This window comes from Peribacillus sp. NPDC076916, assembly GCF_050269675.1.
GTDB lineage: Bacteria > Bacillota > Bacilli > Bacillales > DSM-1321 > Peribacillus > Peribacillus aracenensis.
The window spans coordinates 585,239-604,916 of record NZ_JBNNIU010000004.1; the positions used below are offsets into that span (position 1 = coordinate 585,239).

Below are 19,678 nucleotides of genomic sequence, written 5' to 3' on the forward strand. Positions count from 1 at the left end.
TTACTCACTCCAGTATTTTTTCTTCTGTATTCAATTCAATGACCTCTCCATCAAAAGCATTCACGAAGAGATCCGTTTCGTCATCAATGACCACCCACCATGTTGGCACAAGTAAATGTGACACAGATGTCGTCTGCAGCGAATTATAAAAACCCAGTTGCACATTCGTGACTTTGCTTTTTGGATCAATATCGCCATTCTGATACAATTCTCCAATAGCATTTAAAGCAGATACCAATTCTTTAGGTTTATTGAATTTTTCAATTCCCTCCAAATACATCTGTTCATAGGAAACGATTTCACCCTTCTTATTCAGATATAAAGTGACCTTCCCCTTACTATTATTATAAAACATCTTCTTATCTGCCACTTGATAGCAGATGATGGTCTGGCTGATTTCATCATAGCTCCAAAAATGATACTCACTACCATTTAAAATATACTCCTTCAGGAATATATCAAGGTCTGCAGCATTAATTTCCGATTTCATGCCAACTGGTATCTTAAATGTACCCACAAGCTTCTTATCATCGATGATTTTTGCTTTTTGGTTTTTCAGGTGCTGTATATCCTTCTTCTCGAAATTCTTGCTTTGGGCAATCAGGAATTGATCCTTCAACTTTTGTTTTGGAAGTGGTATTTCTATTGAAATCTCGTCTTCTTTCAAAAGTTCATCCGTAAGGGGCTCCGTAAAGCTTTCTAATTGGGAGTCATTAATCTTTTCAAGGAATTGATAAAGAAGAAAAATATTCAAAACGAAGAATACCATGATGAAAATCGACTTTGTATTATTCCAATCCACTTTGATCGCCTCCTTCTTCAAAAGGCACAATAAACCATTTATCGCCTACACGATAATACCAAGTGGGATCGAGTGTAACTAGTGTTACAAGTTTGGAATCGAGGGATTTATTCAATCTATAACCAATCGAGATGTCCTCCACGCTTTTGAAATCGATATTATCTTTCGATTTCAGCTTATTCAATACTTCTTTTCCGCTTGGTAAGATCACTGCCGCTCCTTCTGACGGGAGGACTGAGTCAAGTGAAAAGTATGGGCGGTCATAACTATAAATTTCTTCTTTCCCCCAAATTTGCTCGATTTCTGTCATTCCCGATTCATTGAAGGCCGGATAACCGTTTATGAATAAGCGGAATACCACTCGTTGTTCATTCTCCGACATATAGGCAAAGCGGTAATTGTTATCTTCCCAGCCGGCATGATCATTGATGAAATCGATGCTTTTTTGCAAAAGGTCACTGGAACGGCCAAATGGCTTGCTCTTTTGTGCTGGATTGATATAAGAAATTAAGTAATTCTCTTTATTGACCGTCATAAGTCTTGTTCCATCCGTGTATTCCTCACCGACCGAAACGGATTCCTGGCGTACGAACTTCGGATAATTAAATAACGCATTTTTCAAGTTTCCAATATCCAAATCGTCAATATAATATTCAAGTCTGTTGATCTCCACTGGGTTTTCCGGGACGAACAGCGTCCTTTTGCTGTTTATCGTTTCGGCCATATATTCAGGGTGCTTATCGTATGAACCCTTATAAAATGAATCCATGAAATTCCTTAGTTTTTTAGTGTCGACCATACCTTGATAAATCTTCTCATGATCATAGGAAACAAAATAAACGGGAGATTCCTTACCGCTGATATCCTTTTGTTTAATGATCATTCGATCAAATGAAAATTCAGGCACTTCCTTATCCGTTATATTCAATACCGTTTTATAAAGGGCGATGGGTATATCATCGGAAAATTCGATTTCAATCGACCCATCTTCATGGACAAAATCGTCAAATTTCCTTTGCAGCCTTTTTACGGATACCTCTTTTAAGCCTCTGAAACGCCATTGCGAAAATTCCTTTTCCATTTCATTCATTTCTGCCGGATTGGAAGTCTGGAAATGCTGCCCACTGCCATGGAAAAGGATACTGACTGGTTTAATGACATCACTGACAATCTGGACATCGCTTTTAATCTTTATATAATTCGATTGGTCAAATTGGTCATATTCAGGCTCGTACGTCCAAATGCTCCATGTCAAAAAAATGCTTGTCCCAACCAAAATAGTCAGTATGATACTTTTTGCACGTTCAAAATTCATGACCAATCATCCTCTTCTTCCTGTTCGTAAGGAAGTGTAAAGAACACGGTAGTTCCTTTTCCATCCACACTTTCCGCCCATATTTTCCCGCCATGCGCCACGACCATCTCTTTTGCAATGGCTAAACCAAGTCCTGTCCCGCCTAAGTTACGGGCCCTTGCTTTATCCACACGGTAGAAGCGGTCAAATATTTTATCAATGACGTTTTTCGGGATACCCACTCCTTGATCTGTAATGCTCACAATGATAAAGCCATCAGATGCCCTGACGCGGAAAGTCACTTGACCCCCTTCAGGTGAGTACTTTAAGGAGTTGGAGATTACATTATAGAGAACCTGGGTGATTTTATCTTCATCAATATCCACAAAATAAGCTTCCTTCGGCAAATCACGTTTAAACGTTATGTCATCATTTTTCGACATTTCAAAACGATCGATGATGTGGTCATAGAATTTATTGAAATTCACCCAGCCCGTTTTAAGCCTGTAATCTTTACTGTCCATTTTCGAAAGCTGTAACAGATCATTAACAAGCCTGATCATTCGCTCCGTTTCATTTTGGGTAACGCTTAAAAAGGATGGAGCGATTTCCTCGTCCTTCCATGCACCTTCAGCCAATGCTTCCAGGTAACTTCTCATCGTCGTTAACGGTGTTCGCAGTTCATGTGATACATTGGCAACAAACTCCCTGCGTTCGCTCTCGATTTTTTCCTGCTCTGTTATATCATGCAAAACAGTAATCAAACCATTGACGAATCCCGTTTCCTTTTGAATGACCGAAAAGTTTCCCCTCAAAATGAAAGGCCGATTTTTTTTGCTGTAATCAAGGATAATGGACTCTCGCTCTTCCAGTAAATCCTCAAATTTATATTCTTCTTCAAGACCCAAAACCTCAATGATCGGTTGGTTCATGACGGTTTCACTCGAGACATCCAATAATTGTGCCGCCGGTTCATTGATCAAGTTCACCCGACCGCGCCTATCCGTTGAAATTACGCCATCGGTCATATTGGAAAGTACAGAAGAAAGCTTGCGCCGCTCTCCTTCTGTGCTTGATTGCGACTCTTGAAGCTTTTTGGTCAAATTATTGAAAGTGACGGCAAGCTGACCAATTTCATCATCGCCATATACCCTAACTTTTCTGGAGAAATTCCCTTTCGCCATCACCAGGGCCTGTTTTCTCATATCGGACATCGGCCTTGTGATCGTTCGTGCGAGCAGGATCCCCAAGATGGCCGTAATGGCTAGGGCGATGGCCGTACCCGTCATGAAGATGCTATTGATTTCATCCATCTGCTCAAAGACATTTTCCATCTCTGCTATTACATAGACGGCGCCAATGACCTCCCCATTTGCTTCAATGGGTGTCGAAAGGACCCAGAGCCGCCTGCCTGTTTTCTTGTCCCGAAATATATCACTATCTTCTTTTCCATAAATGAGCGTATTCTTAATAAGGACCTCCGTTGTCTTCTTCCCTACAATATCCTGGTTACTTGGAGCTGAAGTCCCGATCACGCGTCTGCTGCGGGTGTCGATGACACGTACTTCCGAAATATCATTCGATGAATTATCCCGGTCTTTCAATATCGTATCAATCGCTTCTTCGAGGGTTGGGTCTTCCTCTCCCCTCTCTTTTTCCATTTCTTCACCAATACTGTAGGTAAGCAGGTTAACGTGGCCTTTTATTGATTTCGTAAAGTTCCCGACAAGATTTTCTTCCAATTCCCCAACAAAATATACCCCGATTATTTGCATAGCTACGAAAATGAGCAATACATAAATCAGAACAAATTTAAAATGAATTGAGCGAAAAAAACCAACCTTTTTCATAGAAACTACTCCTGTTCAGGGTTACGCAGGTAATAACCGACCCCTCTTCTAGTTACAATCCAGCCAGGATGGCTTGGATTGTCTTCAATCTTCTCACGAAGACGTCTGACCGTTACATCGACCGTCCGCACATCACCAAAATAATCATAGCCCCACACGGTTTGTAATAAGTGCTCCCTTGTCATGACCTGACCGATGTGCTTCGCTAAGTAATGAAGCAACTCAAATTCGCGATGCGTTAATTCAATCGTATCGCCCCGCTTGGATACTACATAGGCATCCGGATGGATAGTGAGCGTTCCTATCGTAATTTCCTTCGGTTCATTTTCTTGATCGGGAACCGGAACAGCTTGCTGACGTCTTAGGTTCGCCTTAACGCGGGCAATTATTTCCCGGGTACTAAATGGTTTTGTCACATAGTCGTCTGCACCAAGCTCCAACCCTAAGACCTTATCAATCTCTGAATCTTTTGCCGTTAACATGATGATCGGCGTTTCATACTTCTTCCTTACTTCCCTGCAAACTTCCATGCCATCGCGCTGCGGTAGCATGATATCAAGTAAAATCAAATCGGGTTGCCGTTCTTCTACCATTTTGAGGGCTTCATTGCCATCATAAGCACAAAAAACTTCATAGCCTTCTTTTTTCAGATTGAATTGTAATATATCAGCAATTGGCTTTTCGTCATCCACTACCAGAATCTTTTTATCCATGTACTTATCTCCTTTATAATAACTGAACTGAATCTATTAAAAACCGTGTCCTTATCCGGGACCTTATTCACTTTTCCTTCTGCTTGCACAACGCCGGCAACCTAATTTTAAGCAAAGTTACATATATATACCCAATAAAAGGGGGGCTGAACACCGGAATGAAAGCAAATTGTCTCTATTCTACTTTATCATTTTATAGGCATTAAATCACCTTTTTCCTATTATTCTCATCTATGTATGAAGCAAAGAAGTCTTCGAATAATTTTCGAAGACTTCCATCGATTACTGGCTTATATAGTTTAGCGGATTAACGAGAGACCCGTTTTTATATATTTCAAAATGGAGGTGGACACCGGTCGAGTTCCCCGTTGAACCCATCATGCCAATTTTCATGCCTTTTTCAATCTTTTGTCCTGCTTGTACATCTATTGAGTCCAAATGGGCATACACTGTCTTATACCCGTTATTATGATTGATCGTTATCTTATTTCCATATCCTCCGGAGTTTCCGGCAGTTTCGATTATCCCATGATCTGCTGCAGTTATCATCCTGGTGGTTGGCCGGGCAATATCTATACCTTTATGCAGTTTCCCCCAGCGCTGACCCTGCTTACTGGAAATATAGCCCCCATCCGCAGGCCAGGAATATGTACCGCTGCCCTGTGAAGGAATGACCTTGGTTCCTTTTCTGGTGATTTCTGTTTTGGCTTTTTCCGTGACTTCTTTTTTTGCAATCGTTTCACTGATTTTCTTTCCATTTGTTTCGGATACATTATAGGTGAACGCAAGAATCCCCTCATTCCCTTTTTGTTCAGTAATGAGCTCGCCCTTTGGAAGTTCGTCATCCTCCTTCACTTTCTTTTCAAAAGGAATCCTCTCTTCCTTATATATTTCTCTTTCTACCCTTACGTTCACAAAGGGGATACGTTGGGTCACATAGAGCCGCTCGCCCTCTTTAACACCTTTGTTCTCATCCTGTCCCGGATTTAGCTCCAGCAGTTGATCCAGGTCCATATCATGCCTAGTGGCAATCGTTTCAAGATCCTCATCTTCCTTAGCCTCATAGATCATCGTCCCTTCCTTTCCTTCTTCTATCATGGAAAGGGTTTCATCGACGCTCTTGATTTTGTCTGGATATACCATTGTCTCTTTAAATGTGACGGGCAGTGAAAATTCGATGTCCAGAATTCTACTTCCTGGCTCTTTTAACGGACCTGCATCTTTTTCACTTTCCTTTTTACCTGATTCATATTCAGCGTATTCCTCTTCATTCACATATAATAGAGTGATTTTCTCCATAACGGCCTCGGCATCTTCCTTTGACGCAACATAAGCGACCGCCTGATTATCTATGTCGATTTCATACGCCTCTGCCTTCACATTCAACTGATCTTGAATTCCCTTAACAGCCTGTTCCTCTTTTACCTCTTCATCGAATACCTCTTCAGGTACAAACATTAGCTGTGTCTCTTTATCGAATGTAAAGTCCGGATAATCTTCCTGTGCTGCCTCTACCTTATCGGCTACGATCTTTTCAATTTCCGTTTCATCCGTAACACTTCCAACGAACTCATCGTTAAGATAAACATGCTGAATGGTGGTTGTAGTTTCCGATATCCCAGCAGCAGTTGCCCGGTTTCCTGCAAGCATTAAAATGACGGAAACCGTCAACAGGATGATCCCCTTGCCCTTTGAGCTAAACATATATTGTCCTCCTTAACGGCTCAGTCACCAATTAAGAAACTAATCAATTTTATTTCGAGAATTATTAGTCCAATTTAAATATCCACATGCATATGACTGATTTCTATAATGATTTTTATCACTCATAACTCTACCATATTAAGAAAAAAAACAAGAAACAGACTTCATAATGTAATGGAACTGTATAAATGGTGACAACATGTACCAATAAATATAGGAATGGGGTAAGTTCAATAAACTGCAGAAAAAGGAGTGGGCCTAGGCCCAGTAAGGTTAAAAGCGAGTTATATGCCGAACTGGACACAATTGGTATATTACAAATTGTTAACAATCTATTAACAAGATTTCATTCAAAATACATCTGGAAACAAAACAAAAAACGCCCTAAAAGAAAGGCGTTTATAAAAGGATGGCTCAGGACGGAATCGAACCGCCGACACAAGGATTTTCAGTCCTTTGCTCTACCGACTGAGCTACTGAGCCAAATATTCTATTTTAGGAAAAATAAAATGGCGGTCCCGACGGGAATCGAACCCGCGATCTCCTGCGTGACAGGCAGGCATGTTAACCGCTACACCACGGGACCAGTAAAGCTTTTATATAAAGAAGTGACCCATACGGGATTCGAACCCGTGTTACCGCCGTGAAAGGGCGGTGTCTTAACCGCTTGACCAATGGGCCGGAAAAAATGGTGAGCCATGAAGGATTCGAACCTTCGACCCTCTGATTAAAAGTCAGATGCTCTACCAACTGAGCTAATGGCTCGTACTAATGTAATGTTTCTTTTCAAGATGTTAACTTCTATTGTGACGACGCTTTTTATAATATCATGGTTCATATAGTTTAGGCAATAATTTTTTTGAAATAAAATTATTTTTTTCTTATTTTTTTCATTTTCCAACAGTCTAATCCATTCATTCGGCATCCGGGACCTCCCGAACGTGACATATAATGGATGGATATTAATAACGAAAGAAGAGCCGGCAAAAAAGCCAGCTCCTTTTCAAGAATTACGCTAGACGCCAAGGGCTTCTCACGACATTTGTTTGGTTACGGTCAGGACCGACAGAGAAAGTAGTCAAAGGAATGCCAACCAATTGAGATACGCGCTCTACATAGTGGCGAGCGTTCTCTGGAAGCTCATCCAATGATTTGCAACCTGTAATGTCTTCTGACCAGCCTGGTAGTTCTTCATAGACTGGTTTACATTCGCCAATCGCTTTCAAAGTCGCTGGAACTTCATGAATGATCTCGCCTTTGTATTCATAAGCCACACAAATTTTGACCGTATCAAGACCTGATAATACGTCAATCGAGTTCAATGATAAATCGGTAATCCCGCTGACACGGCGAGCATGGCGAACGACAACAGCATCGAACCAGCCTACACGGCGCGGTCTGCCTGTAGTTGTACCATATTCACGGCCAACTTCCCGGATTTGATTGCCGACTTCATCATGCAATTCTGTAGGGAAAGGACCATCGCCCACACGGCTTGTGTATGCTTTACATACTCCAACCACATGGTTGATTTTCGTAGGACCTACACCAGAACCGATTGTAACTCCACCTGCAACCGGGTTAGATGAAGTGACGAATGGGTATGTTCCTTGATCGATATCAAGCATGACACCTTGTGCCCCTTCGAATAATACCCGTTTTCCTTCATCAAGTGCGTCATTCAATACAACGGATGTATCACAAACATATTTCTGCACTTGTTGTCCGTACTCATAGTATTCTTCCAAGATATCTTCAATCTTGAAACCTTCCGTTTCATAGAAACGTTCAAACATACGATTTTTTTCGACAAGATTTTGAGACAATTTTTCCTCGAAAATTTCACGGTCCAATAGGTCTGCCATGCGGATTCCGTTACGAGCAGCTTTGTCCATATATGCAGGGCCGATTCCCTTTTTAGTCGTTCCAATTTTGTTGGCGCCTTTACGGTCTTCTTCGACTTCATCCAATTTAATATGGTAAGGAAGAATGACATGTGCACGGTTCGAAATACGAAGATTATCCGTACTCACCCCGTGGCTATGTAAATAAGCAAGCTCCTCTACAAGAGCTTTTGGATCAACCACCATACCATTTCCAATGACACAAATCTTATCACTATAAAAAATCCCTGACGGAATTAAATGCAGTTTATAGGTAACGCCGTTAAATTTTATTGTATGCCCTGCATTATTCCCACCTTGATAACGAGCGATGGCTTCCGCATTCTGGGATAGAAAATCTGTTATTTTACCTTTACCTTCGTCTCCCCATTGTGTACCGACTACTACAACTGATGACATCTGAATAAAGCACCTCCAAAGGTTCACGTAATACCGATCATTTTAACCGGTTCTTATCAAACAAACCTATTTTATCAATAATCCAAACTGGAAGTCAATACAAAATCCGAACAATATACTTTTTAGTAAATACTTTGTTCGTAAATATGAGAAAATTCTTTCCGGCTTTACATTTGGTTTTGGATTGTCAATCATTATTGTACCCGTTGATTTATTTTTCTATTATCAAAGGCCTTTTCTTTTTCCAAAAACAGAGAAAGCCCGCCATTGCAAAAATGGCAGGCCGTTCCCTATGCGCCGGGAGACATCGAATCATCATCGAAGCGGCGTTCAAGGTTGACGAATTTATTATATTCTTTTACGAATGCAAGCGAAACCGTGCCTACTGGACCATTACGCTGTTTCGCTATAATGATTTCGATAATATTTTTATTCTCGGATTCTTTATCATAATAATCATCACGGTATAAGAATGCGACGATATCGGCATCTTGCTCGATACTTCCGGATTCCCTGATATCAGACATCATCGGACGCTTATCCTGACGCTGCTCCACTCCCCGCGATAGCTGTGAAAGGGCGATGACGGGCACTTTAAGTTCACGAGCGAGCGCTTTGAGTGAACGCGAAATCTCGGATACCTCTTGCTGACGGTTATCGCCTGAACGACCATCGCCTTGAATTAACTGCAGGTAATCGATCAATATCATGCCAAGGCCATGTTCCTGCTTCAAACGACGGCATTTAGAACGAATTTCACCAATCCTCACACCTGGCGTATCATCGATATAAATGCCGGCATTAGACAAGCTTCCCATTGCCATCGTCAGTTTACGCCAATCCTCATCAGTTAAGGAACCTGTCCGTAAATTCTGGGCGTTGATATTCCCTTCAGCACAGAGCATACGCATAACGAGTTGCTCTGCACCCATTTCAAGACTGAAAATCGCTACATTCTCCTCCGTTTTGGTCGCAACGTTTTGAGCGATATTCAATGCAAAAGCGGTTTTACCAACCGAAGGACGGGCCCCCACTATGATGAGGTCATTACGTTGGAACCCTGCTGTCATTCGGTCCAGTTCAGCAAACCCTGTCGGTATTCCCGTGACATCCCCTTTACGGGTAGTCAAAACTTCTATGTTATCGTACGTCGCAACCAATACATCCTTAATATTTTGGAAAGACCCGGAATTCTTACGCTGGGCCACTTCCATGATCGTTTTTTCTGCTTCCCCGAGCAGTTCCTCGACCTCGTCCTCGCGACTGTAGCCTTCCTGAGCGATGTTGGTCGCTGTCCTGATCAAACGACGCAGCAATGACTTCTCCTCGACGATGCGGGCATAATATTCAATATTGGCCGCGGTAGGCACCGATCCGGCCAATTCACTTAAATAAGAAACTCCGCCAACTTCTTCAAGGTTTTTTGTCGCAGCCAATTCCTCTGTCACCGTAATCAAATCGACAGCTTTTCCTTCGTCATTCAATTTAAGCATCACATTAAAGATTTTTTGATGAGAGCTTCTGTAAAAATCCTCCGGAATCAAAACTTCCGATGTAACGGTCAATGAAGAGGGCTCAAGAAAAATGGCTCCTAGCACAGCCTGTTCGGCTTCTATATTTTGAGGGGGAATCCTATCCTGAAATTGTTCTATCATATCTTAAAACCTCCCATTCTAAGAGGATACCTTTTATATGTTTCTAGTAAAAATGAAAAAAGTGAAAGGACAACGTGCCCAATCACATTTTTCGTCTATCTCTATTTTATCAATTTTTCACAGATATGAAACAGCTAAAATTAGTTAATTTCTTTCACATGCACAGTCAGTGTCGCAGTGACTTCAGGATGAAGCTTGACTGGAAGCTTTGTATGCCCTAAAGTGCGGATGCCTTCAGCAAGCTCCATTTTACGTTTATCAACCTTGATACCGTGTTTTTTCTGAAGCTCCGATGCAATTTGTTTAGTCGTGATGGAACCGAATAAACGCCCGCCCTCACCGGCTTTGGCAGATAGTTCAACCGTTAATTTCTCCAGCTGCACTTTCAATTCTTCAGCATGCTGCAGCTCTTCTGCTGCAAGTGATTCTTCTTTATTTTTCTGGGCTTCCAAAGTTTTCACATTTGAATTATTTGCTTCAACGGCCAATCCTTGTTTTAGCAGGAAATTATGTGCATAACCATCTGCAACATTTTTAACTTCCCCTTTTTTCCCTTTACCTTTTACGTCTTTCAGAAATATTACTTTCATTCTTTTTGTCCCCCTTCTAAATATTCATCAATAGCTGCTTTCAATCGACTTTCGGCTTCATCAATGGAGCAAACCTGTTGAGTGGCGGCATTTGTTAAATGTCCGCCTCCATTCAACATTTCCATGATCACCTGTACATTGATATCACCTAGAGAACGCGCACTTATGCCAACTGTATCATCAGATCGCTTAGCCATTACGAAAGAAGCCGCTACGCCATCCATGGTCAATAGGGTATCCGCAGCTTGGGCGATGAGCACCTGATTATGAACCTGATCGGTTTTTGCAGAGGCAATGGCAATTCCCTTTTTATAAAAGGTGACTTCCTCAATGAGCTTCGAACGTTTGATATAGGTGTCCACGTCTTCTTTTAAGAATTTCTGGACAAGTACCGTATCAGCTCCATGCGCCCTTAGATAAGAGGCTGCATCGAAAGTACGTGAACCTGTTCTTAAGGTGAAGCTTTTCGTGTCGACGATGATACCTGCAAGAAGCGCCGTCGACTCCAGCATATCAATCTTTGAGCGTTTCGGTTGATATTCAAGCAGTTCGGTTACAAGTTCTGCTGTTGAAGATGCATATGGCTCCATATAGACGAGCAATGAATTCTTGATGAACTCCTCACCGCGGCGATGATGATCGATGACTACAACCTTATCGATCCTATTCAATAACCGCTCTTCAATCACCATGGAAGGTTTGTGTGTATCGACCACAACCAGCAAGGTCTCATCCGTAATCATTTCAAATGCATCATCAGGTGTTATGAACCGGGAATACAGCTCTTCTTTATTTTTGATCTCTTCCATTAAACGAAGGACACTGCTATCGAGCTGCTGGGTATCGATGACAATATAGCCTTCACGTTCATTCATCTGGGCAACTTTCAAGATGCCGATTGCTGAACCGATTGCGTCCATATCCGGGTTTTTATGGCCCATGACAATGACTTTATCGCTATCGAGGACTATATCCTTCAATGCATGGGAAATGACACGTGCACGGACTCTCGTGCGTTTTTCCATCGGATTGGTTTTGCCGCCGTAGAATTTCACTTTTCCATTCGCTTGCTTGATCGCTACTTGGTCACCGCCCCGTCCAAGAGCGAGATCCAGGCTGGACTGTGCAAGCGTACCTAGTTCCGGTAAGGATGACACGGCAGAGCCGACCCCGATGCTCAGGGTCAATGGTACATTTTGCTTGGCCGTCGTTTCCCTGATTTCATCCAAAATCGAGAATTTGCCCTTCTCAAGCTGATGAAGGATATGCTCGTTGAAGACAGCAATGAATCGTTCCGAGGAAACCCGTTTAAAGAAAACGCCATTATCCCTTGCCCATTTATCAAGAAGTGAGGTAACCAAGCTATTGATGCTGCTTTTACGCTGATCATCCATACCCTGTGTCAAATCATCATAATTATCAAGAAGAATGATCGCAATTGCCGTCCGCTCATCTTCATATAATTTCTCAATTTCCACCTGCTCCGTCACGTCAAAAAAGTAAAGAAGCCTTTCATCACGCTTATGGACCACCTTGAATTTCCGATCGTGGAGCGTAAGCGTCTCAGTCTCGATCTCTTGCTTGATCAACGGCACTATCGAGTCCGCAACATCGTATAGCGATCTTCCTGCCAAAGAGTCTTCGCTAAAACAAGAAGCCAGGAATGGATTGGTCCATTCAATGTAATAATCCTCATTAAAGAGCATGATCCCAATCGGCATTTCCAATAACGCTTCCTCGCCCACCTTCTTTAAACGATAGGATAAAGTCGTTATATACTCTTCTGTCTTTTGTTGCTTTTTTTCTACCATTCTTAATGTTAAATAAAATAAACCAGCAAGAATCAATAGTCCAACAAGTGCAATAACCCAATTATAATAAGCCAGTACGCCCAAAAGTAAAACGACTGCGGCCAGCACCCCATACAACGGGGACTTAATCGAGTATTCTTTCAAATATGATGGCATAGTTTCAGCTCCTAAAAGCATCTGTTTTACAAAAAGTCTTCTATTCCTTTTTCTTGATTGTCTCCCTAAAAGGAAAGCCTAAATCTATTATACCTAAAAATCGAACAGCCGTCGTAATAATCGGAATCGGCAGCAGCAAAGAAAAAACCACGATTAAAACAGGTATGGCCCTAACCCATGACTTAACATGAGCGATATAGAATATCAGGGAATAACCTTGTAATAAAATGAAGAACTGCAGTATGAAAAATAGGTTCGTTATGGCCATATATACAAAACTGTTCTTGTCCGTATTCACAAAAAGAGCCAGAAGCATCGTAATTAAATAATACCATAAAAGGCTTTTCGGGAGTCGCAGATCTCGAAAATGGGGCCATTTTAACGCCTTATCACTGAATCTCTTCACAATGGGATGCGCTGCAAAGAAAATCAATAAAACCATGATGACGGACATCAAGACGAACAAGCTTGGCATCAGCGTGTTCATCATATCGATTGATTCATACATCCGCTTTTTGACTTGTTCCGTCGGTGCCTGTCCAAAAGAATCCATTATGCCGATAGTATTTTCGATGGACCCCTCAACCATGTCCATCGATTCTTCTATGTAATTAATATCCGTTATCAATACTGAAGCCGCATATATTAATAAAATGCCTCCCAGGAAAACTAGGACTGCGCTTATGAACATAGGTGCCATCGGTTTGTCCTTTTTCAAAAAATAGCCGATCGCGATTCCCGTTGCCCCCATGAGCAAGGTCAGCGGAACAGACAATATCGTCCCGATGAGGATCGACAATAACGAGGCTACGAATAAGTAACCAAGGCTCCACGATAACTTTTGTTTGATTGTGACAAGAATGAATGGAATGGGTAAAAAGAAAGTAGTGAAAATACCCAATAGTGGGATTTGAATGGTGATGAACAATAAAATGCAATATAGTGCCAGAAGGGCTCCGCCCTCGGCAATCCGTCTTCCGCTATTCATCTTTATTTCACCCCCTGTTATTATTGATGTCTTATCTCCATCTTTATATTGTATCCGTTACGGCCAGGATATTTCAAACATCACATTCTTTTTTAGGATATGATTATTTTTTCTGAGGAAAACGTCCGGATAACTTCCTAATGAAATAAAAAAAACCGCAATTCAGCGGTTTTCAGGCATGGGTGACAGCTTATAAAAAAGGCACATTGAGGATAACTCCTCAATGTGCCTTTTTATTATTCACCAGATACATATGGTAGTAATGCCATAGTACGTGAGCGTTTAATAGCAATCGTTAATTTACGTTGATATTTAGCGCTTGTACCAGTTACACGACGTGGTAAAATTTTACCGCGTTCTGAGACGAATTTCTTAAGAAGATCTACATCTTTGTAATCAATTTTAGTGATTCCGTTAGATGTGAAATAACAAACCTTTTTACGCTTACCGCGTCCTTTACGTCCACCCATTGCCATGATAAATTTCCCTCCCTGCTTTTTGAATTTTCATTTTAAACGGCTGTTTAAAATGGAAGATCGTCATCTGAAATGTCGATTGTCTTACCGTCATTTGCAAACGGATCGTCATCTACACGAGTGTAGTTGTTATTGCTCCGTTGATTCTGATTAGGATTTTGTCCATACGAATTGTTGTCATTTCCGTTATTATTGCCATAACTTCTTTGACCCCCACCGTAAGAACCGCCTTCATTTCTTTCACCCGCTGAACTGCTTCGTGGTTCAAGGAATTGAACGCTCTCAGCCAGAATCTCCGTCACATATACGCGTTTGCCGTCTTGTCCTTCATAATTACGTGTTTGGACACGTCCATCCACGCCAGCTAAACTGCCCTTTTTCAAGAAGTTAGCTACATTTTCTGCCGGTTTACGCCAAACTACACAGTTAATGAAATCCGCTTCACGTTCACCCTGCTGATTCGTAAAACTACGGTTCACAGCTAAAGTAAAGGTAGCTACGGGAACTCCATTAGGTGTATATCGTAATTCAGGATCTTTAGTTAAGCGTCCTACCAAAACTACGCGATTCATCATCAGAATCAACCCCTAGGTTTCAATCTTGTTTCATATGAAGCAAGATTAGAATTTATATTAAATATCGGATTATTCTTCTTCTCTAGTAGCCATGTGGCGAATAATGTCTTCACTGATTTTAGCAAGACGATCGAATTCTTGAATCGCAGCACTTTCAGCGTTAACTTTAAGAAGCATGTAGTAACCATCGCGGAAATCATTGATTTCATATGCAAGACGGCGTTTACCCCATTCTTTTGCTTCTACTTCCGCACCATTATCAGAAAGGATTGTGTTGAAACGTTCAACTAAAGCTTTTTTAGCTTCTTCCTCAATGTTTGGACGGATGATATACATAATTTCGTATTTTCTCATCACTGTCACCTCCTTTTGGTCTAAGCGGCCCAATTGGGCAAGGAGCAATTATTTATAATTACTCACAAGATAAAATTATAGCATAGTTAAAGAGGCTTTGCAACGAACGGTTCGACTTATTACAATTAATTGTAATCTAATGACCGTTGATTTCCACTTCAGGCACTCGCTTTCCGCGGGCGGTCCAGGAGCCTCCTCGGCCCTGCTTTGCAGGGGTCTCTTACCTTCCGTTCCAATCAACTCCTTTTGTCGACAAACTGAAAGACCCTACTTATGAACGGTAGGGTCTTTGATTCTTAAACGTTAAAACGGAAATGGATAACATCGCCATCGTTAACGATGTATTCTTTTCCTTCCAAACGAACTTTACCTGCTTCTTTTGCAGCACCATGACTGCCCGCTTCAAGTAGATCGGTATAAGAAACCGTTTCGGCACGGATGAAACCACGTTCGAAGTCCGTGTGAATGACGCCTGCACATTGAGGTGCTTTCATTCCTTTGCGGAATGTCCAAGCACGCACTTCCTGTACACCAGCTGTAAAATATGTTGCCAATCCAAGCAGGTTATAAGAAGCACGGATCAACTGATCAAGACCTGACTCCTCGATGCCAAGTTCAGATAGGAACATTTCCTTTTCTTCACCTTCAAGCTCTGCAATTTCTTCTTCGATTTTGGCACAAATCACGATCACTTCGGCATTTTCCTTAGCAGCATATTCACGAACTTGCTGTACATATTCATTATCGTCAGCATTCGCCACTTCATCTTCGCTCACGTTCGCCACATAAAGCGTCGGCTTCGCTGTAAGTAAATGCATGCCCTTCACGATTTTTTGCTGTTCTTCAGTGAACTCGACGGTACGTGCAGGCTTTTCATCTTCCAATGCTTCTTTTAAAGCTACAAGGATTTCATGTTCTGCCACAGCGGCTTTATCTTTTTGCTTAGCCATTTTTCCGACACGGTCGATGCGTTTGACAACAGATTCCAAATCGGCAAGGATCAATTCAAGGTTGATGACTTCGATATCATCGATTGGATCCACTTTTCCGGAGACATGGGTAATGTTATCGTCTGCAAAACAACGGACGACTTGACAAATTGCATCCACCTGACGGATATGGGAAAGGAATTTATTACCCAATCCTTCTCCTTTACTTGCTCCTTTTACAATCCCGGCGATATCCGTGAATTCAAATGCTGTCGGAACGGTTTTTTTCGGTTTTACCAATTCAGTCAGTTTTTGCAGACGGTGATCTGGCACTTCCACGATCCCGACATTTGGGTCGATCGTACAGAAAGGATAGTTAGCAGATTCCGCACCCGCCTGAGTAATTGCATTAAATAAAGTGGATTTACCTACGTTAGGCAAACCGACTATACCAGCTGTTAAAGCCATTTATATTTCACTCCTTCAAGATGATTCGTACATATGGGAAAAGAACTGATCTTCTTTAAAGACCCTCCAATTACCTAAACCTTTCCCAATTATAGATTTCGCTTCCTAAAAAGACAAGTAAATCATGAGAAACGCAGGACTGCTTTCACTCAAAAAAAAAGCATGATCACTCATCATGCTTTTGCAGAACTTTTTTCATTTTCTTCGCGAATTCACGTCGAGGCAGCATCACGCTATGGCCGCACCCTTCACATTTTATCCGGATATCCATACCGAGCCGTATAATTCTCCACTTATTCACTCCACAGGGATGCGGTTTCTTCATTTCCACAATATCTTTAAGTGCAAATTCCTTTTCTTCCATAACCATGAGCCCCCTAATTCCTATGACTCGCTGCCATTGTACGTAGATTTAATCCCACTTGAATCAAGCGCAGCACTTATTTCAATTCTTAATATCCTACTGATTTCAATGTGATGCATCGGCTTTGTTTCCGCCTTAATCCGAAAGACGATTTCTTCAGGACTAATTTTTTCAATTCCCAAAAATTCAGGTGTTTTGATCAATGCATCGTATTTGCCTTCCATACTGTTTAAAAGATCAATCAGCACCTTTTCAGCACGCTCGATCGATCCATCGTTAGGTATGGTCACATCAACGACAGCCATACTATTTAAAATGGAATAATTCGTGACCTGAACGATGCTTCCGTTGGGTATGAAGTGCAATTCACCTGCACCGCTTTTAATTTTCGTTGTACGAAGCCCGATTTCAATGACTTCCCCTTCAAAATTATTGATTTTAATATAATCCCCAACCGAGAAATGATCTTCAAAAATAACGAAAAATCCTGTAATTATATCCTTGACCAAACTTTGAGCACCAAAACCAACTGCCAAACCGAGAACACCGGCACCAGCGAGTAATGGCATTACTTCAATTCCAAAAATTTCTAGAATCATTATCAAGGCAATGAAATTGATGACATAGGTAATGATATTTTCGAGCAATTTAATGAGTGTCGCTTCCCTGCGCTCCGATACCCGAATGGGACTTCTTAAACGTGCTTTGAAAAATTTATTCAGAATAGTCTTTCCTATTCTAATAATAATACGCGATAACAACAGAACAAGGAAGATTTTAATAATCCCCTCGCCCATCAGCAGCCATATCTTTTCATCCAATATCTCTTTTGTAACGTTATCATAAATGCGATCCATATTTTCCTCCTGCCTAATGCAATTAACTGCAAAACTTTTATATCATCTATATGATTTTTCCCATATAGACGGATTCCCCCACCCTTCATGCACTGATATAACCATGAAGTAGGGGATTTTCTCTATTTTATCAATAAATAATGGTTTCTGTACAAAAAAAATTTGGGTATATAGGTAAAAGAATTAGAAGTTTTTTCCCAAATATTAAAGTAATTATTTACTAGAAAGTATAAATGAAAGCAATTGGTAGAGGATAACGGCAATTCATATCCCCTTCACCTGTTTGCCTGTTCTACAAAAAATTCCCTCATCCAGGATGTTAAATACCGTATATTTTCCCCTTTTTATCCGTATACTGTAATACCAAATAAAGTAAAGGAGTTGAGCCGATGAATCTGAATTCTAGTCTATTTAATAATAATAAAAATAGATTGAGTCGCATCCTGCATGAAGATACGGATGCATCCAAACAAATTTCCCAGGAATTAATCAACCTCCTACCAACCGGAAAGCTCCAACCAATCGTCATCGTCTGCATAGGCACGGACCGTTCCACAGGCGATTCACTCGGACCACTTGTCGGCACTCTGCTTAGTGAAAAAGCTGAAAACGGTTCTTCTTCATTCCATGTTCATGGTACTCTGGATGACCCTATACATGCGATGAATTTACAGGAAAAATTAAATGAAATCAAAAAAATGCACGCCAATCCCTTTATCGTCGGAATCGATGCTTGCTTAGGGAAAATGAAAAGCGTCGGCATCGTTCAAATTGGCCAGGGACCAGTGAAGCCAGGGGCTGGGGTCAATAAAGATCTTCCTTCCGTCGGAAATGCACATATTACAGGAATCGTGAATGTAAGTGGATTCATGGAGTTCATGGTCTTGCAGAACACACGTCTTAATCTTGTGCTAAAAATGGCCAAAACCATTGCCGAGGGGATTTATGAAGCACAAAATCATTATCCAGTAAAACCTTCCATCACTCCTTTCACATGGTCATTCAAGCAAGAAAAAACCCTATGATCGGTTTTTTCTTATCATAAAAAAGAAGGAAAGGGCCAGCCACCCCCTTCCTTCTTTTTTATACATAATACATGAGAGTAACCAGAATCGCGGTGATCATTATGCCCGGAAGCAGATTTGCCACCCTTATTTTGGTCAGACCGATAATATTCAAACCAATTGCCAAAATCATGACTCCCCCAGTTGCTGTCATTTCCAGTATAAAGGAATCCATTAAAGCTGTTGGGATCATCGTATTGATCTGCCTTGAGAAAATTGCTATGAATCCCTCATAAAGAATGACCGGAAATGCTGAAAAAAGTACACCTATGCCAAGCGTACTGGCGAGGACCAATGCTGTAAAGCCATCGATGATCGCTTTTGTTATCAAAACGTCATGATCATTCCGGATACCGCTATCCAGGGCACCGATGATGGCCATCGCCCCAATGCCAAATATGAGCGTAGCCGTTACAAATCCCTGAGATATCGAAATTCCTTCCTTCGCTTTCATCCTGCGTTCAAGCCAATTGCCTAAAGAATTTAGCCTAGCCTCAAGATTCATCCATTCACCGAGGACAGCCCCTCCGACAATACTTAAAATGACAACAAGGAAATTATCGCTTTTTAAGCCCATCTGCAAACCTAAGACCATGACGGCCAAACCGATACCGCTCATGACCGTTTCTTTTATCTTTTCAGGTATATGTTGTAAAAACCTTCCTAAAATCGAACCGATTAAAATGCAGGCACCATTCACCAAAGCCCCTAATAATACCATCTCA

Annotated in this window: 18 protein-coding genes and 4 tRNA genes; 1 reads left to right on the forward strand and 21 read right to left on the reverse strand. The window is 41.4% G+C overall.

What is annotated here, in order from left to right; all coding sequences use genetic code 11:
• Positions 1-4: 4 nt before the first annotated feature.
• The 20 genes from ACQKFG_RS16570 to ACQKFG_RS16665 all read right to left on the reverse strand — a co-directional run bounded on the left by ACQKFG_RS16570 (position 5) and on the right by ACQKFG_RS16665 (position 17,889).
• A complete protein-coding gene (locus tag ACQKFG_RS16570; RefSeq protein ID WP_427560733.1) occupies positions 5-802 on the reverse strand; it encodes a two-component system regulatory protein YycI in 798 nt (265 codons plus the stop codon).
• On the reverse strand, positions 789-2,117 hold the full coding sequence (locus ACQKFG_RS16575; RefSeq protein WP_427560736.1) for a YycH family regulatory protein: 1,329 nt from the start codon (positions 2,115-2,117) through the stop codon (positions 789-791). The genes ACQKFG_RS16570 and ACQKFG_RS16575 overlap by 14 nt, the downstream gene beginning before the upstream one ends.
• Positions 2,114-3,946, reverse strand: coding sequence for a cell wall metabolism sensor histidine kinase WalK (gene walK, locus ACQKFG_RS16580; RefSeq protein ID WP_192207361.1), 1,833 nt, complete (start codon positions 3,944-3,946; stop codon positions 2,114-2,116). The genes ACQKFG_RS16575 and walK overlap by 4 nt, the downstream gene beginning before the upstream one ends.
• A 5-nt stretch (positions 3,947-3,951) precedes the next feature.
• Positions 3,952-4,659, reverse strand: a complete 708-nt coding sequence (gene yycF, locus ACQKFG_RS16585; protein ID WP_034316131.1) for a response regulator YycF — start codon at positions 4,657-4,659, stop codon at positions 3,952-3,954.
• A gap of 282 nt (positions 4,660-4,941) precedes the next feature.
• Complete coding sequence (locus ACQKFG_RS16590; RefSeq protein ID WP_427560739.1) at positions 4,942-6,363, reverse strand: peptidoglycan DD-metalloendopeptidase family protein; 1,422 nt, start codon at positions 6,361-6,363, stop codon at positions 4,942-4,944.
• A 410-nt stretch (positions 6,364-6,773) separates the two neighbouring features.
• Positions 6,774-6,846: transfer RNA gene (locus ACQKFG_RS16595), tRNA-Phe, on the reverse strand.
• A gap of 27 nt (positions 6,847-6,873) precedes the next feature.
• Positions 6,874-6,949: transfer RNA gene (locus tag ACQKFG_RS16600), tRNA-Asp, on the reverse strand.
• A 23-nt stretch (positions 6,950-6,972) separates the two neighbouring features.
• Positions 6,973-7,044 (reverse strand) — tRNA-Glu (locus ACQKFG_RS16605).
• Between the two features lie 8 nt (positions 7,045-7,052).
• Positions 7,053-7,128, reverse strand: a tRNA-Lys gene (locus tag ACQKFG_RS16610).
• 245 nt (positions 7,129-7,373) lie between these two features.
• Entirely contained in the window at positions 7,374-8,666 is a 1,293-nt protein-coding gene (locus tag ACQKFG_RS16615; protein WP_192207363.1) for an adenylosuccinate synthase, read from the reverse strand.
• 290 nt (positions 8,667-8,956) lie between these two features.
• Entirely contained in the window at positions 8,957-10,321 is a 1,365-nt protein-coding gene (gene dnaB / locus ACQKFG_RS16620; RefSeq protein WP_063234298.1) for a replicative DNA helicase, read from the reverse strand.
• A gap of 140 nt (positions 10,322-10,461) precedes the next feature.
• Complete coding sequence (gene rplI, locus ACQKFG_RS16625) at positions 10,462-10,911, reverse strand: 50S ribosomal protein L9 (RefSeq protein ID WP_192207364.1); 450 nt, start codon at positions 10,909-10,911, stop codon at positions 10,462-10,464.
• A complete protein-coding gene (locus ACQKFG_RS16630) occupies positions 10,908-12,878 on the reverse strand; it encodes a DHH family phosphoesterase (protein ID WP_192207365.1) in 1,971 nt (656 codons plus the stop codon). The genes rplI and ACQKFG_RS16630 overlap by 4 nt, the downstream gene beginning before the upstream one ends.
• Positions 12,879-12,918: 40 nt before the next feature.
• The gene (locus ACQKFG_RS16635; protein WP_427560744.1) at positions 12,919-13,866 is read right to left on the reverse strand and encodes a YybS family protein; all 948 of its coding nucleotides are present in this window, start codon (positions 13,864-13,866) and stop codon (positions 12,919-12,921) included.
• Between the two features lie 236 nt (positions 13,867-14,102).
• Positions 14,103-14,342 carry a 30S ribosomal protein S18 gene (gene rpsR, locus ACQKFG_RS16640; protein ID WP_034316147.1) on the reverse strand — a complete coding sequence of 80 codons (240 nt, stop codon included), beginning with the start codon at positions 14,340-14,342 and terminating at the stop codon, positions 14,103-14,105.
• A 47-nt stretch (positions 14,343-14,389) separates the two neighbouring features.
• Positions 14,390-14,917 (reverse strand): single-stranded DNA-binding protein, encoded by a 528-nt coding sequence (gene ssb / locus ACQKFG_RS16645; RefSeq protein WP_034316149.1) that lies wholly within the window; start codon positions 14,915-14,917, stop codon positions 14,390-14,392.
• A 69-nt stretch (positions 14,918-14,986) separates the two neighbouring features.
• Complete coding sequence (rpsF, locus tag ACQKFG_RS16650) at positions 14,987-15,271, reverse strand: 30S ribosomal protein S6 (RefSeq protein ID WP_053348321.1); 285 nt, start codon at positions 15,269-15,271, stop codon at positions 14,987-14,989.
• Between the two features lie 296 nt (positions 15,272-15,567).
• On the reverse strand, positions 15,568-16,668 hold the full coding sequence (ychF, locus tag ACQKFG_RS16655) for a redox-regulated ATPase YchF (protein ID WP_349728594.1): 1,101 nt from the start codon (positions 16,666-16,668) through the stop codon (positions 15,568-15,570).
• Between the two features lie 166 nt (positions 16,669-16,834).
• Positions 16,835-17,032 (reverse strand): DUF951 domain-containing protein, encoded by a 198-nt coding sequence (locus ACQKFG_RS16660; RefSeq protein WP_192207367.1) that lies wholly within the window; start codon positions 17,030-17,032, stop codon positions 16,835-16,837.
• A 20-nt stretch (positions 17,033-17,052) separates the two neighbouring features.
• Positions 17,053-17,889 carry a mechanosensitive ion channel family protein gene (locus ACQKFG_RS16665; protein WP_192207368.1) on the reverse strand — a complete coding sequence of 279 codons (837 nt, stop codon included), beginning with the start codon at positions 17,887-17,889 and terminating at the stop codon, positions 17,053-17,055.
• Positions 17,890-18,278: 389 nt separating this feature from the next.
• Here ACQKFG_RS16665 and yyaC point away from each other — a divergent pair, with 389 nt between their 5' ends.
• Positions 18,279-18,914: a spore protease YyaC gene (gene yyaC / locus ACQKFG_RS16670; RefSeq protein WP_192207369.1), complete on the forward strand. Its 636-nt coding sequence runs from the start codon at positions 18,279-18,281 to the stop codon at positions 18,912-18,914.
• A gap of 58 nt (positions 18,915-18,972) precedes the next feature.
• On the opposite strand, the gene ACQKFG_RS16675 is transcribed toward yyaC, so the two are convergent.
• Entirely contained in the window at positions 18,973-19,674 is a 702-nt protein-coding gene (locus ACQKFG_RS16675) for a DUF554 domain-containing protein (RefSeq protein WP_192207370.1), read from the reverse strand.
• Positions 19,675-19,678 lie beyond the last annotated feature (4 nt).

Bases quoted from the DNA above. Each gene is read 5' to 3' on its own strand.
- rpsF (WP_053348321.1), bottom strand. From the start codon at position 15,271: ATGAGAAAATACGAAATTATGTATATCATCCGTCCAAACATTGAGGAA.
- yyaC (WP_192207369.1), top strand. From the start codon at position 18,279: ATGAATCTGAATTCTAGTCTATTTAATAATAATAAAAATAGATTGAGT.
- ACQKFG_RS16635 (WP_427560744.1), bottom strand. From the start codon at position 13,866: ATGAATAGCGGAAGACGGATTGCCGAGGGCGGAGCCCTTCTGGCACTA.
- ACQKFG_RS16590 (WP_427560739.1), bottom strand. From the start codon at position 6,363: ATGTTTAGCTCAAAGGGCAAGGGGATCATCCTGTTGACGGTTTCCGTC.
- rpsR (WP_034316147.1), bottom strand. From the start codon at position 14,342: ATGGCAATGGGTGGACGTAAAGGACGCGGTAAGCGTAAAAAGGTTTGT.
- yycF (WP_034316131.1), bottom strand. From the start codon at position 4,659: ATGGATAAAAAGATTCTGGTAGTGGATGACGAAAAGCCAATTGCTGAT.
- walK (WP_192207361.1), bottom strand. From the start codon at position 3,946: ATGAAAAAGGTTGGTTTTTTTCGCTCAATTCATTTTAAATTTGTTCTG.
- ACQKFG_RS16665 (WP_192207368.1), bottom strand. From the start codon at position 17,889: ATGGATCGCATTTATGATAACGTTACAAAAGAGATATTGGATGAAAAG.
- ychF (WP_349728594.1), bottom strand. From the start codon at position 16,668: ATGGCTTTAACAGCTGGTATAGTCGGTTTGCCTAACGTAGGTAAATCC.
- dnaB (WP_063234298.1), bottom strand. From the start codon at position 10,321: ATGATAGAACAATTTCAGGATAGGATTCCCCCTCAAAATATAGAAGCC.
- rplI (WP_192207364.1), bottom strand. From the start codon at position 10,911: ATGAAAGTAATATTTCTGAAAGACGTAAAAGGTAAAGGGAAAAAAGGG.
- ACQKFG_RS16675 (WP_192207370.1), bottom strand. From the start codon at position 19,674: ATGGTATTATTAGGGGCTTTGGTGAATGGTGCCTGCATTTTAATCGGT.
- ACQKFG_RS16575 (WP_427560736.1), bottom strand. From the start codon at position 2,117: ATGAATTTTGAACGTGCAAAAAGTATCATACTGACTATTTTGGTTGGG.
- ACQKFG_RS16630 (WP_192207365.1), bottom strand. From the start codon at position 12,878: ATGCCATCATATTTGAAAGAATACTCGATTAAGTCCCCGTTGTATGGG.
- ssb (WP_034316149.1), bottom strand. From the start codon at position 14,917: ATGATGAATCGCGTAGTTTTGGTAGGACGCTTAACTAAAGATCCTGAA.
- ACQKFG_RS16615 (WP_192207363.1), bottom strand. From the start codon at position 8,666: ATGTCATCAGTTGTAGTAGTCGGTACACAATGGGGAGACGAAGGTAAA.
- ACQKFG_RS16660 (WP_192207367.1), bottom strand. From the start codon at position 17,032: ATGGAAGAAAAGGAATTTGCACTTAAAGATATTGTGGAAATGAAGAAA.